Genomic DNA, 13,930 nt, shown 5'->3' with positions numbered 1-13,930 from the left:
CCGCTATTGGCCCGACCTATATCAGGGCCGCACGAAGTTCCGCACCGCCTGACTGAGGGCGGTGTGGTTGGCCGGGTCGGTGAACACCGAGTGGCCGCCGTTGAAATAGGCCGCCTTCAGCCGCCCGCCCGGGACACCAGCCTGATCCAGCGCATAGCGCCCGCTATAGGCCGGGGTGGTGATGTCGAAATAGCCCGCCGCCCAGAACAGCCGCAGCTTGGGATTCTGCCGCATGGCCTCGCCGATCTTGCTGTTCACGTCGGTCATGCCTTCGTGATCCCAGGCGCTGTTCACGTCGAGATTGAGCGCGTTGTAGGTCTCGGCCGTGCGGAACTTCAGGTGCTCCTGATAGTAGGAATCGACCGCCGAGAGACCGCGCGTCGAAGCCGCGGTCACGCCGGTCGCAGTGGGCGGCGCGGGGCGCGGCTCAGCGTAGTTCATTCCGGGGTCGTCATAGGGTGGGCGCTGGGCCGGGGCGTCGAGCGCCCGGGTTGCGCGGCTGTCGAGCTGCCCGATCCGCACGCCTTGGTCCTTCAGGAGGTTGAACATGAAGTCCTCCTTGGAGAGCCGCAGATCCTTGGCCTCGATGAACTCCGCTGGCAGGCCGATCAGGGCCGACATCTTCTGGGCGGTCGCTCGCTTTTCGGCCGGCGTCAGGCTCGCACCCTTGATCAAGGCCGTGACGTATTCGCCGCGCGCGAAGGAGACCGCTTCCTCATAGACCTCCGTCACCGAGCGCCCTGCCCGGTCGATACGCTGGTGATGCCAGGCGGTCGTCGCGAAGGCGGGCAGGCTGGTGACATAGGGCATCTCGTGGCCCGGCGGATTGCCGACCAGGGCGAAGAGCAGGATGCCGTCGAGGTTCAGGTCCTGGCCGATCCCAGCCACCAGCGCCGCGCGCGTGGTGCCATAGCTCTGTCCAAGCATGTAGCGCGGCGAGGCTTGGCGGCCATTCGCCTTCAGCCAATCGGCGATGATGGTCTTCACCGCATGGGCGTCGCCGGTGCGGCTCCAGAACGCTTGCCCGTCGTGGCCCGGCAGCGGGCGGCTGTAGCCAGTGCCGACCGGGTCGATGAACACCAGGTCCACGGCGTCCAACGGGCTATCGGGATTGTCGACCATGCGCTGGGCCGCGCCCTCGCCTTCCCGCTTCTTGGGCCCGAAGGCGCCGAAGTGCAGCGGCGTTGTCGAGGCGCCGGGCCCACCGTTGAACAGGAAGAGGACAGGCCGCGCGGCCTTGTCCTTGTTGTCGGTCCGCACATAGGCGGTCGTCACGACCGAAGCGGCAGGGGCTCCGACGGCTTCCTTCAGGAAGGTCTCGGCGACGATGGCGTCGTACTTCACCTTCTGGCCGTTGAAGGTCCCGGCATGCTGGGTGATCGCCACCACCGGCGCTCGAGGCGCGGCTGCGGCGGGCGTAGCCGCCTGAGCCAGGGCGCTGATGGGCGCGGCCAACAGAAGGCTGGCGACGCTCAATAGCAAGACCGATTTCCGCATCGTCATTCCCCACCCTGAAGCCAGGTCAGAATAGCCTGGGCAGTGAGAAATTCTTTGCGTTCTGGGCGAGCGGCGCCTGTTTGCAAACATTGTCGATGCAGACAGCTTTCCGCAGCCGCATAAATCAGACGGCAAGCCTCGCGCCTGCCCCGAAGAACGACAAGAAAATCCGGCCGCGCCGCCTCAATCTGGCGTCGTCGGAGGGCGACGCGCCTGCAACGGAGACTGACGATGAAAGCGACCTTGCTGGCGCTGGCCCTGCTGACCGCAGGAGCTTCCCAAGCCTACGCCCAAGCCCCGGCCGTCTCGGCGCAGGCCCCGACGCCGCGGACCTTCGTCACCCAGCATTCCGGCGTCTTCAACGGTCAGACCGTGCATTACCTCGCGACGGTCGGGGAGACCGTGTTGAAGGACAAGGACGGTGTTCCGACCATCAGCTTCATGACCACCGCCTATGTCCGCGACGGCGCGAAGGGCCAAGCCGAGCGGCCGGTGATCTTCCTGTTCAATGGCGGTCCCAGCTCCGCCTCATCCTGGCTGCACATGGGCGCCTTTGGGCCCAAGCGGATCACCGTCCCGCAGGACGTGGGCGCGCCCGTGCCGAAGCCTTATGCCTTGCAGCACAATCCCTACACGGTGCTCGACGTCGCCGACTTGGTCTTCATCGACCCGGCCGAGACCGGTTTCACCCGCGTGCTGCCGGGCGGCAAGCGCGCCGACTTCTACACTGCCTATGGAGACGCCAAGTCCGTCGCCGGCTTCGTCGAGGCCTGGATCAAGGCGAACGGCCGCGAAGCCTCGCCGAAGTATGTGCTGGGAGAAAGCTACGGCACGATCCGCGCCGCCTTGATGGCCAGCGAACTGGCCAAGACCATGCCGCTCGATGGTGTGGTGCTGATGGGCCAGGCGACCAACATGATCGAGACCAGTCAGCGCGCCAGCAACGTGATGGCCTACGCCGCGAACCTGCCGGCCCTGGCGGCCATCGCCGCCTATCACGGCCGCGCGGACATGGGCGGCAAGAGCATGGCGGCTTTCATCGACGCGGCCTACGGCTACGGAATGGGGGAGTATCTCAGCGCCCTGGCGAAGGGCGCGGACCTATCGCAGGCGGACCGCCAGCAGGTCGCCGAGCGGTTGCAGGCGATGACCGGGATCAGCGCCGACTATTATCTGACAAACCGCCTGGTGATCACCAAGGTCGCCTTCGCCACCGAGCTCCTGAAGGACAGGGGACTGATGCTGGCGACCTATGACGCCCGCTACACAGGCCCGGCGCCGAAGGCCGGCGAGCGCCCGGTCGATCCGTTCGCCAAGGTGGGCGACATGGTCGCGCCGCTATTGTCCGAGCATCTGACGCAGAACCTGACGGTGACCCTTCCGATGAGCGAGTATCGCCCATTCGCGCCCGACACCCGGGGATGGCTCTACAACCCGACCAGCGGGGCCGGCGGTCCGTTCAACGACTACGACTATCCGGCCATGATCGGCGATGCCTTCGCCGCCAATCCGAAGTTCCGTCTGATGGTCGGAACGGGGATCTACGACCTGACCACCACCGTTGGTCCCGCGCGCTATCTCGCAGCCCAGGGCTATTTCCCGACGGACCGCGTCTCGCAGAAGACCTATGAGGGCGGCCACATGGCCTACACCAACGAGGCGGCGCTGGAGGCTTTCACCAGCGACGTCCGGGCGTTCGTGACGCCGCGTCCCTAGAACTTGCAAGCGGCGTCGGAGACACCTTCGACCCGCTTCCACTGCGGAACCTCGACGCTCTTGCCGCGCGGCAGATAGGTGATCGAGAAGGTCTTGCCGTCGCGGCGAACCTGCCAGGTCACGGTGAGCTTCTGGTCGGACTGAATGTTGTCGAGGCCGACCGGCTTGAGGATCTCATCGCCGTTGCGGAGGCCCGCCTTGTCGGCGGCCGAGCCCGGAACCAAGCCCTCAACGATCCGCACGGGCTTAGTGAGGCTCTTGCCCGCAAAGCCGAGTTCGAACTGGCGAAGGGTGGTGGTCGAAGCGGTGAAACACGGACCGAAGGCGCCGCCCGACGGGCGCTGCACCGCGCCAGCCAGCATGGCCTCGAAATCGGTCTTGGCGGCCGGGCCGAGTTCGGCGGTGATCAATTCCAGCCAGGTTTCCTGCGTCGTCTCCACGCCGGCCCGCTTGGCATCGATCAGCGTCTGCATGATGTCGTCGAGCGATCGCTTGCCGCCGGAAGCCTTACGGATCTTCTCGTCGACCACCGCCATATACATCGAACCCCGGTCATAGGGCAGGACCCGAACCAGGGTTTCTTCCCAGAACCGCCCCGCGATCTGGTCGTTGGGTGTGTCGATCAGGGCGTTGGAATAGTAGCGGCCAGCCGTCTCGTTGAGATCATCCAGGAAGGCGTTGGCGCCGATCAGCCCCGCGCGCCACGGCAGCAGCCGCGCGTAGTAGACCGCGATCCCTTCGCCAAACCACTGGGTGTCGCTGGTGCGGGAGCTATGCGCTCCAAGCGTCGGCGCCCAGGTGTGCAGCATCTCGTGAGCCAGGGTGAGCTTCATGCTCTCGGCCGTCGTCTTGTCGTCGTAGGTGGCGACGAAGGAGTTGGTCAGGGCGACGCCGCCGCCAGGATTGACCGGGTTGAAGCGGAGGAAGACGCGGTAGGGCAGCTCGCCCCCGCCCTTAAAGTTGATGTCGTACCAGGCGTGCAGCTTCTCGGTCCAAGCCATCACAGCAGCGGTGTCGGCGGGAGCTCCGGCCAGCCATGCTGAGGAAAAGCCGCTCGTTCGCAGCTCGGTCGGATGACGGTACATCGGGCCGGCCATGAAGAAGGCCGAGCCCAGCCGATCAGCCGAACCGGCGGGCAATTCGACGTCGCCGTCGCCGAAGCTGGAGGTCCCGGTCGCGCCCTTGCCCATCGCGGCCAGGTCCCAGCGGACCGCCAGGCGATAGGGCTTGGTGGTGACCGGCTGCACCAAGAAGATGCTGCCCGCGCCCGACAAGCCACCGCCCTCGGTGCGCAGGCCGAAGGGAGGGCCGGAGCCCCGGATCGGCGGCGCGTTGTCAGTCGGTGCGCGGTAACGAACGGTCAGGTCTCCGACCACCGGCCGTCCCGCGATCCATTGGCGAATTTCGACCGGCGAGCCGGCGCCCTGGTCCTGGACCCTCAAAGGCACAGCGCCCTGGGCGTCGACGACCTCGAAACCAGTCATTGTCTTGGCGACGCCCTCGACATTGGCCACCACCACCGGCAGCGCCAACAGCGGCGCGCCCGCAGGTGTGTCGACAGCGGGAATCTTGGCGACGATGTCCACAAAGGCGACATGCCCCTGCGCGTCCGCCGCGCCGGGTTTCAGGGTGACGTCCAGCAACGGCGCAGCCTGCGCCAAGGCGGCGTTGGCGCTCACCAAGGCCGCGAAGCTCACGGCCATCGCCAAGGTGTGTCTGATCATTGGTCGCCCCAAAACTGGACTGAAATCTAGAGCTGTGCCGACGCACGTTCCGTGCGTCTTGCGCCGCTCAGTTCGCCTCTTCGGCCTGCGAATAGAGAGCCCAAGCGCTCGCTAGATCCTGCACGACATGACCCAGCGACTTGTAGACCGTGATCTCGTCGTCTGAGCGCCGGCCCGGGACGGCGCCGGAGAGCACCTCGCCGATCTCGGCCACGACATGGTCATCGCCGATCAGCCCGGCCTCCTTGGCGCGCAGGAACTCCGCGCCCTGGCGCAGGACGCCCTCCCGGCTGTCGGCGATGAAGCGCGAACGCACGACAAGATCGTTGTCGACCTCAACCGGGCCGGCGAAGCTGGAGCCGACGAGGTTCAGGTGGGTTCCGGGCTGGACCCACTCGCCCAGCAGCACCGGCTCCTTGGCGTTGGTCACGGTGCAGACGATGTCGGCCTGCGCCACCGCCTCCCTGACATTGGCGGCGATCTCCACCGCCACGCCGAGCTCAGCGGTCATGCGGGCCGCGAACGCCCCTGCCCGCTCGCCAGAGCGGCCCCACACCGTGAGGTGGCTCAGAGTGCGGACCTTCGAGATCGCCCGAGCGTGGGTGGCGGCTTGCTCACCGTAGCCGAGCACGGCCAGACGGCTGGCGCCGGCTCTCGCCAGGGCGTCCGTTGCGACCGCGCTGGCCGCCGCGGTGCGGATGGCGGTCACCTCGCCGGCGTGGACGACGCAGACCGGCGCGCCAGACTGCGGATCGAATAGGACCACCAGGCCCTGGTGGGACTGAAGTCCCTTTTCGAAATTGTCCGGAAAGACGCTGATTAGCTTGGCGCCGAACGGGGCGGTCTCGCCAAGCGCGCCCGCCATGATCCCGAACATCCGCCCCTCGGCGAGCGGGATGATCGAGCGCAGGAGTTGCCGGGTCTCGCCCTTAGAGAAGGCGATCATCGCATCGCGCACGATCGGGATGCAGACCTCATAGGTCAGCCGGCGCGCGACTTCGTCACGGTCTATGATGCGCATCTAAAGAAACTCCAACGGCAACTGGCTGGTCGACTTGATGCGGTCGAGCACGATGGAAGACCTGACCGTCGCGATCTCCGGGGCGACCAGCAGGTGATCGGTCAGGAGTGCGTTGAAGGTCTCCAGGTTCCGCGTGCAGACCTTGAGGATGTAGTCGGCCTCGCCAGTCATCTTGTGGCACTCGACAACTTCCGAGAGCGCGCCGATCCGCGCCTGAAAGAGCTGCGTCTGCTCCGGCGCATGGGACTTGAGCGTTGTCAGGACGTAGGCGACGACGCCGATGTTCAAATGCCCCTCGTCCAGCAGCGCCACGATCCGCGCGACATAGCCCTCGGCCTTCAATCGCTGCAGACGGCGTGAGCACTGGGAGGGCGAGAGGTGGATGATCTCGGCGAGCTCGACCGGTCCTAGATCGCCCTGCGTCTGGAGCTGGGCCAGGATGCGGCGGTCGAAGCTGTCGAGTTTTCGAGTCATCAGGCGCTCTTGCGGTGAGTGACGACGTAGTAGGCGATTCCGATCATCGCCCACACGCCGAGCGCCGCGTAGGGCATCCAATCGGCCTGGAAACCCAGGACGGCGATTACCAGGGCCGCCGCCGCGCCGGCGTAGGCCCAACAGATCGTCGCGCGCGGTGAGAGCTTGAAGCGGGCGGCGGCGTAGATCTCCGGATGCTTGCGCACCACCACGACGGCCGAGAAGCTGGTCGCGGCGTACTTTAGCAGCGTCGGGATATTCACGGCCAGGAACAGGCTGGTCAGGTTCATCGGAGCCAACAGGCCAAGCGTCGCGCCGCCCAAGATGGTCCAGAGCGCGATGTGCGGGGTGCCATACTTCGGATGGATCTTCGTCAGCGGGGCCGGCAGCATCCCGGCCCGCGCCATGGCGAACAGGCTGCGGGAGAAGCCGAGATAGAGCGAGTTAAGCGACTTTCCGATAGCGACCACGGCCGCGGTGACGATCAGCGGCTTGGCGATCGGCCCCATGAACGGTTGAGCCGCATCCAGCAGCGGCGTCTCACTCCGAGCCAAGGCCTCGGGGCCAAGGACGCCGAGCGCGACAACCGCCACCATTAGGTACAGCACCACCGCGCTGCCGATCGACAGGGCGATACCGAGCGGAATGGCCTTGCGGCCGTCCTTGACCTCGTCGCCGATCTCCGTCGCCGCCTCAATGCCGAAGAACAAGCCGATCAGCAACGGTACGGCGGCCAGCATGCCGGCCGTGCCGTGAGGGAGCAGAGGTTCGAAATGCGCGGGCTCAATGTGCGGCGCGCCCCAGGCCGCGAAGATGAAGAAGAGCACCACCAGCGCGCCCATCAGGACGACCTGAAGGCGCGCGGCCAAGGCTACGCCGAAGTAGTTCGCTAGAAAGAAAAGCAGGAAGCCCGCGAACATGGTCGGCTTGGTCGGCAGGGGCACGACCATCGAGAGATAGCGGACCGCCACCAGGGCCAGGACCAGGATCGCGCCCACATTGCTGACGATCCGCAGCCAGGCGATCAGGAACCCGACGAAGGGGTGAATGAAGCGACGTGACCACTCAAACGAAGCCCCTGAGGTCGGCAACGCCGAACCCATGAAGGCATAGGTCACGGCGATGACGAACATCGGCGCGGCCGCCGCCAGCACGGCCAGCAGCATCCCCGGCCCAGCTAGCGCCGTGGCGGGGGCGATGACCGAGAAGATCGCGACCCCGACCGCCGTGCCCAAACCAAGGGCCACCACGGCGGCAAGATTGACGCCCTTGTGGAGCTGCTGCGTCGTGTCGGTCATGCGATGTCCCCGATGGCCCGCGCGGCGCGAGTCATCCTGCGTTTTCGTGGAGCCAGGCGGCGGCGGCGAGATCCTGCGCGGCGTGGCCCAATGACTTGTAGAGGGTGATGTCGTGGGGGCCCGTGCGGCCAAGGCGCGCGCCGGCCAGCACTTCGCCGAGTTCAGCGGCGATGTGGTCGTCACCGACCAGCCCTTCAGCCTTTGCGCGAAGGAACTCCCCGCCGTGGATCAGGACGTGCTCGCGATGATCGGCGACAAAGCGGCTGGCGGCCACGAGGTCGGACGCGATCTCCGCCTGGCCCGGTCCGCTGGACCCCACTGCGTTCACGTGGGCGCCGGGGGTCACGCAGGCCAGGTCCAAGATCGGATCGATTGCGGCGGTGACAGTGCAAATGATGCCCGCGCCCTGCGTCGCCCCTGCGATCTCGGCGGCGGCGCGCACGTGCAGCCCGGTCGCAGCGGACATGTCGGCGGCGAAGACCTCGGCGCGCTCGATGGAGCGGCCCCAAACACGGACATCGCTCAGGGTTCGGACTTTCGAGATCGCCCGGATATGAGCAGCCGCCTGCTTGCCCACGCCGAGAACAGCCAGCGTATAAGCATCCTTGCGGGCCAAGGCGTCCGTGGCGACCGCACTCGCGGCTGCGGTGCGCACGGCGGTGATCTCGGCCGCGTCGGCCAAGCATATCGGCGCGCCAGTGACGCCGTCGAAGAGGATCACCAGCCCCTCATGCGCCTTGCGCCCGAAACCGTCGGCGAAGACGCTGACCAGCTTGGCGCCAAACACGCCGCGATCTGAAAGCGCGGCCGGCATGATGGCGAAAGTCCGCCCCTGGCCCAGGCCGATGAAACTGCGCAATAGCTGGCGCACCCGGCCATCTGATAGTGCGAGCATCGCCTCCCGGACCACCGGGATCGCCACGTCGTAGGTGAGGCGTTCGCGAACCGCTTGGCCGTCAAAGACGGCGACGCTCCCGATCTCTCCGCCCCCGACGCTCGCGCTCATAGCCAACTCCAAAGAGAAAGGGCGGCGCCGGCCCGCAGAGCCAGCGCCGCCCGAACAGTCACCCTAGAAGCGGGCGTTCAGGCCGACATAGTACTGCCGCCCGAAGATGTCGCCGTAGCTCCGCGTGGGATAGGACGGCTCTTCGTCCGTCACGTTGATGATCCCGCCGCGCACCGTGTACTTCCCGAAGTCGTAAGCCGCGGAGATGTTGTGGCGGTAGTTCTCCTTGATCTCCGGCGTCGGGGTGCTCTCGATGGTGTCGAAGACGTTGATCTTGGTCTCCGGCAGGTAGGTGAGCTGGTAGCTCGCCCGGAAAGGCCCGTGCGCGTAGACCGCATCGAACTGGACCAGCCAGTCGGGCCGAACCGTGGTGCCATCCTCGCGCGTGGAGTCGAAGCCGGTCACCGAAGTCTCAAGCCGCGTGGTGTGGGTGGCGTCGACGCTGAGCTCCAGATCGCCCAGGTCGCGATCATCGAAGAACCGCCCGATTGGGAAGCGGTAGTTGATGTTGTAGGTCTCGCCACGGAACGCGACCTTTCCAGCGTTGAACGTCGTCGAGGTCGCCGCGACGGTCTGGCCGGCCGCGTCACGCGTGAAGGTGCTGCAGATCTCGGCCGACGGGCTGGTCGAGTCATAGCAGGCCGACATGAAGTCGGCCGGCTGGAAGGCCGACAGCCCATCGGTCAGATCGACATCGATCCGGTCCACGACAATGGTCAGACCCGGCACGAAGCTCGGCTGGAAGACGAAGCCGATCGTATTGGTCTTTGAGATCTCGTTGCGCAAGTTCGGGTTGCCGCCCGTGGTGACCTGGGCGTTGTCGAAATTCTCCGACAGGTTCTGGAAGGTCGCCAACGGCCCAAAGCTCGGGTTGGCGGCGAACAGCGCCTGGCAGTTGGCCAACCGCACTGCGGGGTTCGGACCTGAATTGATGCGGTCCGCATCGCAGGGGTCGTTGCCGGTGCTGCCCAGGGCGGTCCGCGACGGTGCGAAGAGCTGGTCGAGGTTCGGCGCGCGGAAGTTGCGGCTGGTTGAACCCCGGATCGTCAGGCCGTCGATAATTTGCCAGCGCAGGCCCGCGCCCCAGATGTCCTCGCTGCCCGCGATGGAGTGCTTCACCCGGCGATAGGCGCCGTCGAACTCCAGCGACTGAACGAACGGCAAGGTGAAGTCGCCGCCGATAATCGGCACCAAGACTTCGCCCGAGATTTCGTCGGTGTTGTAAGCCGCCTTGGTGGCGAGCGTGGGCACGCGCGAGCCCACTAGACCCTGCTGTTCGGCGGTGAACGGCGTGAACTTGGCCTTCTCGCGACGATGCTCATAAGCCACGCTGAACTTGACCATCCCAGCCGGCAGCTCGAATAGGTCACCGCCCAAGGTCGCCAGGTAATCGTCCTGCGAATTCAGGTAGTCCGAGCCGATTGGCGTCGTCACATAGAGCTGGGCTTCGTGGCTGACATTGCCGATGCCGAACGGGTTCAGCGGCGCGCAGGCTGCGTCGTCATTGGACGTGACTGCGTCGGCGTTTACGCCGCAGACGATAGCGCCCGCCCCGTTGCGCACGGCGTTGACCGCCTTGTTGAAGCGGGCCGTGTTCACTCCCCAGCCGGAAGTCTCGCCATCGGTCTCCGCGTGGCTGGCCGAGAGGCTCCAGTAGAAGTTCCGCTCGGCGAAATCGAAGTCGCCATCAAGGGCCAATACGGCCCGAACCGTTTCGGTGGTGCTGGTGTTTTCTCGGGTCGGCAGCAGGTCCGTCCAGAACTTGGAGACAAACAACGGCGGGCCGCCCGGGCCGATTGCGGCCGCCATGGCGGGCGTCAAGTACGGGTTGGTACGCGACAACGCGATGGCCCCGGAGCCGGTGTCGGCTCCGTTGAGCACGGTGTTGCTGGCCTGATTGCCGTAGGGATCGCGGCCCTGGACCTTGGCGTACATGAACTCGCCCGAGAGCTTGATGCGATCGGTAAGGTCGATGTGCCCGATGGCGTTGCCGACCCAGCGTTCAACACCGACGTTGAGCGACGCCAACTCTTGGAACGGCAGGCCGTCACCACCGCTGGTGAACGGCGGCACCATCGGGTTGACCAGATTGCCCACGTTGTAGGGGACGAAGGCGGTACCTGCGGCGTTGCTCTGGATCGGCTGCCCTGCGACGGCGCCAATCTGGCTGGCGAACGGAGGACCCGCACGCGAGATCACGCCGTTGGCGTTAAAGGTGACGAAGCGCGTGTTCAGGTTCTCGACCACCGCCGGAATACCATCGGTCGGCGTCTTGTTCAGCGGGTTCGAAACCGTGACCCGGCCAAGATTGCTGCGCGGCCGATCGTAATCGAGCAGCGACTCCGTCTTCGACCACTCCAGATCGACAGCCAGGTTCGCGCGCCCGTCGAGGAAGTTCTTGCCGAAGGTGCCGCGCAGACTTTGCTTCGGGTAGTCGTCGCGCGAGGAGATGCCGTACTGAGCGTCCAGTTCGACGCCTTCGAAATTGTCCCGCAGGACGAAGTTGACCACGCCGGCGATGGCGTCCGAGCCATAGACGGCGGCGCCGCCGGCTTGAACCACGTCGATACGCTCGATCAGACCGGTCGGAATGATATTGGTGTCGACGACCCGATCACCTAAGCCCGACACGCCTTCGGCGCCGCGGCTTTGCGAGGTCGTCACCATGCGGCGGCCATTCACAAGCGTGAGGGTCCGGCCAGGGCCAAGCCCGAACAGGTTCACGAATTGCTGACCGTTCCCGGCCGCTGAGCCGGTGCCGTCGCTGACGGCGAATGAGGGTGCGTTGGCGCTGATCTGGTTCAGCATGTCGCCGACCTGGACCACGCCACGGTCAGTCAAGGTCTGCGCGCTGATCACAGCGACGGGGGCCGAGGTTTCGATGTCGGCCCGCCGGATCCGCGATCCGGTGACCACGATCTCTTCGATCGCCACGTCTGCGTCCTGGGCCCAGGCAGGCTGCGCGCTCATCGTCGCCGCCAAGGCCAGGCCGCCCATCATCGTTGAGGCGAAAAGTCGCCCGCGCACGGTCTGCATCTTCATCTTGTCCCCCTAGGCCAGGACGCCCCGGCTCAGGCTGGCGGATGACCCTCTGCAAACGGCGGGATCAGTATTCCGCGAGCCCAAGTTCAGGTCGCCGCACTCGAAACAGCCTAGGTGTGAGCCTGCGGTTTTTCTTTTCGTTCTTCGAACCGAAGGCCAAGCGTCGCAAATTGTTTATGCGGGGGCTGACAATGGACCGCATGGTTCATGTGAGCGGATTTGAGCGGGCGAACGCAGTGATTTGCCGGCCCGCCGCACATCAAGATGCGCGGTATAGACTTAGCGCTCGGTGAAGGCGCTCAAGTCCGCGATCTAGCTGCTCGGCCTCACCGCCGAAGCCGATGCGAATATGTCCGGCCAAGCCGAAGAACTCGCCCGGCGCGACAACTATCCGATGCTCGCGCCAGAACCAATCGGCCAGCGCCCGCGTATCGGCCACACCGACCACCCGCGGGAAGCACATGCAGCCCGCCACGGGAACGTCGCCAACGAGCAAGCCGGCATCGACCATCGCCCCGACGTGACGCTCAACAACGGGCCGCGTCGCTTCCAACGTCGCCCGCCAATGATTGTCGAAGGGCGCAATGTCTTCCAGCACGAGCGCGGCCACGGCATGGGACAACTTTGAAAGATCGAGATCGCCGTGACTATTGGCGGCCAACATCTGCTGTACGCGGGCCGGCGAGGCGATCGCCCAGCCGCACTTCAAAGCGAACAAGCCCTGGGCCTTGGCCAGACTGCCCACGCTGATGATGTCGGGCGATAGCGCGGCCGCCGCACGGCGAGGCCCGGCGAAATCGCCGTAAACCTCATCGATCAGGATCGGGACGCCGGTCTTGGTTGCAAGCTCTCCGAGCGCCGCGACAACGCCGTCGCCCAGCATGGCGCCGGAAGGATTATGCAAGTGGGTGAGAAGGACCAGCTTGGTGTCCGGTCGCATGAGCTGCGCCAACTCGGCCAGATCCACGTCGAAATCGGGCGCCCGCCGAGGCAGGTAGCTGACCATCGCCCCAGCCTCCTCGGCCAAGCCAGGTAAAAGGTCGAAGCACGGGGTCTCGACAATCACGTGGTCGCCCGGCGCGACGTAGGCGCGGATCGCCATCGCCATCGCGCTGGTTGCGCCTGTCGTACAGATGACGCTTTCGCGCGGGACGCCGTACCGAGCGGCGACCGCCTCGACGACAAACCTGTTGCCGCCGGCGAAGACGCTTTCAAACCGGTCCGTGACGCCGCCCTCGAAGGCGCGACGAGCGACTCCAGCAAGCAATTCCGTTGGTTCGCGGATCGTGGAGTCAAACAGCACAGCGGCGTCCGGCTCGTCGGCGACCGCGCGCAAGACATCCCGGACCCAGTTTGAATAGCTCTCGCCGGAGGCGTCAGGCGCCCCGCCACGCGGACCCGCGTGCGGCGTACTCGGCAGGTTCACAGCGTCGCCCCCAGTGGCGTCATTCGGATGTTCGAAGAGCTGCAAAGGAGCAGTTCTGACAACAAACTGATCCTATCCGCGCACCTTGGTTTTTCTTGCCTTTGTCACCCTTGACAGCCCCAGGAGCTGCATCCGTTATGCGTGACGCGCAGAAGAGGAACATAAGATATGCCGGCGGAGCTGGACGCGATCGACACCAAGATTCTTGAGTTGATGCAGCGGGACGCTTCGCTCTCGACCGCCGAACTGGCCGAGCGGGTCGGGCTGTCCCAGTCCCCGTGCTGGCGCCGAATTCAGCGCCTTCGAGAAGAGGGATACATCAAGGCTCAAGTGGTGATCGTCGATCGCCAGAAGCTTGGCTTCAAGATGCAAATCTTCGCCCAGGTGAAGATGACGACCCTCAGCGACGAAGACCGCGCCAAGTTCCACCAGGCCATCGATGACATTCCCGAGATTCTCGAGTGCTACACCGTGTTCGGGGAAATGGACGCGATGCTGAAGGTTTTGGCGCCGGACGTGAACTGGTACCAAGACTTCATCTTTTCAACGATCCTGAAGCTACCGGGCGTCATCGACGTCCGCTCCATCGTGACGCTATCGGAGTCGAAATACACCACCGCTATCCCGCTCCGGGCGCGGAAATTCCGCTAGTCCGGAGACCGGCCAGCCGAAACATGGCTCATGCAGCCGCCGGCTCTTGAGCCGATAGACTAGCCGCCCGCTGCG

At 65.5% G+C, this 13,930-nt stretch carries 10 protein-coding genes; 2 read left to right on the top strand and 8 right to left on the bottom strand.

Going from position 1 to position 13,930, the window contains the following annotated elements:
* Positions 1–21: 21 nt before the first annotated feature.
* Positions 22–1,497: a S10 family peptidase gene (locus tag Q8M13_RS06795; protein ID WP_305299022.1), complete on the bottom strand. Its 1,476-nt coding sequence runs from the start codon at positions 1,495–1,497 to the stop codon at positions 22–24.
* A gap of 231 nt (positions 1,498–1,728) precedes the next feature.
* Between Q8M13_RS06795 and Q8M13_RS06790 the strand changes: the two genes are divergently transcribed.
* On the top strand, positions 1,729–3,213 hold the full coding sequence (locus Q8M13_RS06790; protein ID WP_305299021.1) for a S10 family peptidase: 1,485 nt from the start codon (positions 1,729–1,731) through the stop codon (positions 3,211–3,213).
* On the opposite strand, the gene Q8M13_RS06785 is transcribed toward Q8M13_RS06790, so the two are convergent.
* The 7 genes from Q8M13_RS06785 to Q8M13_RS06755 all read right to left on the bottom strand — a co-directional run bounded on the left by Q8M13_RS06785 (position 3,210) and on the right by Q8M13_RS06755 (position 13,249).
* Entirely contained in the window at positions 3,210–4,937 is a 1,728-nt protein-coding gene (locus Q8M13_RS06785) for a hypothetical protein (protein WP_305299020.1), read from the bottom strand. The two genes, Q8M13_RS06790 and Q8M13_RS06785, sit on opposite strands and share 4 nt — an antisense overlap.
* Before the next feature lie 67 nt (positions 4,938–5,004).
* Positions 5,005–5,958 carry an ornithine cyclodeaminase family protein gene (locus Q8M13_RS06780; protein WP_305299019.1) on the bottom strand — a complete coding sequence of 318 codons (954 nt, stop codon included), beginning with the start codon at positions 5,956–5,958 and terminating at the stop codon, positions 5,005–5,007.
* Positions 5,959–6,432: an Lrp/AsnC family transcriptional regulator gene (locus Q8M13_RS06775; RefSeq protein WP_305299018.1), complete on the bottom strand. Its 474-nt coding sequence runs from the start codon at positions 6,430–6,432 to the stop codon at positions 5,959–5,961.
* The gene (locus Q8M13_RS06770; protein ID WP_305299017.1) at positions 6,432–7,730 is read right to left on the bottom strand and encodes an APC family permease; all 1,299 of its coding nucleotides are present in this window, start codon (positions 7,728–7,730) and stop codon (positions 6,432–6,434) included. The genes Q8M13_RS06775 and Q8M13_RS06770 overlap by 1 nt, the downstream gene beginning before the upstream one ends.
* Positions 7,731–7,761: 31 nt before the next feature.
* Positions 7,762–8,736: an ornithine cyclodeaminase family protein gene (locus Q8M13_RS06765; RefSeq protein WP_305299016.1), complete on the bottom strand. Its 975-nt coding sequence runs from the start codon at positions 8,734–8,736 to the stop codon at positions 7,762–7,764.
* Between the two features lie 63 nt (positions 8,737–8,799).
* Positions 8,800–11,778: a TonB-dependent receptor domain-containing protein gene (locus tag Q8M13_RS06760; protein ID WP_305299015.1), complete on the bottom strand. Its 2,979-nt coding sequence runs from the start codon at positions 11,776–11,778 to the stop codon at positions 8,800–8,802.
* Positions 11,779–12,037: 259 nt separating this feature from the next.
* Positions 12,038–13,249: a pyridoxal phosphate-dependent aminotransferase gene (locus tag Q8M13_RS06755; RefSeq protein WP_305299014.1), complete on the bottom strand. Its 1,212-nt coding sequence runs from the start codon at positions 13,247–13,249 to the stop codon at positions 12,038–12,040.
* Positions 13,250–13,372: 123 nt separating this feature from the next.
* Here Q8M13_RS06755 and Q8M13_RS06750 point away from each other — a divergent pair, with 123 nt between their 5' ends.
* Positions 13,373–13,855 (top strand): Lrp/AsnC family transcriptional regulator, encoded by a 483-nt coding sequence (locus tag Q8M13_RS06750; protein ID WP_305299013.1) that lies wholly within the window; start codon positions 13,373–13,375, stop codon positions 13,853–13,855.
* The last annotated feature ends 75 nt before the right edge of the window (positions 13,856–13,930 follow it).

This window comes from Phenylobacterium sp., from assembly GCF_030681155.1.
Classification (GTDB): domain Bacteria; phylum Pseudomonadota; class Alphaproteobacteria; order Caulobacterales; family Caulobacteraceae; genus Phenylobacterium.
Note: the sequence above shows the minus strand (reverse complement) of the source record. Positions and strands in the feature narration are given on the sequence as shown.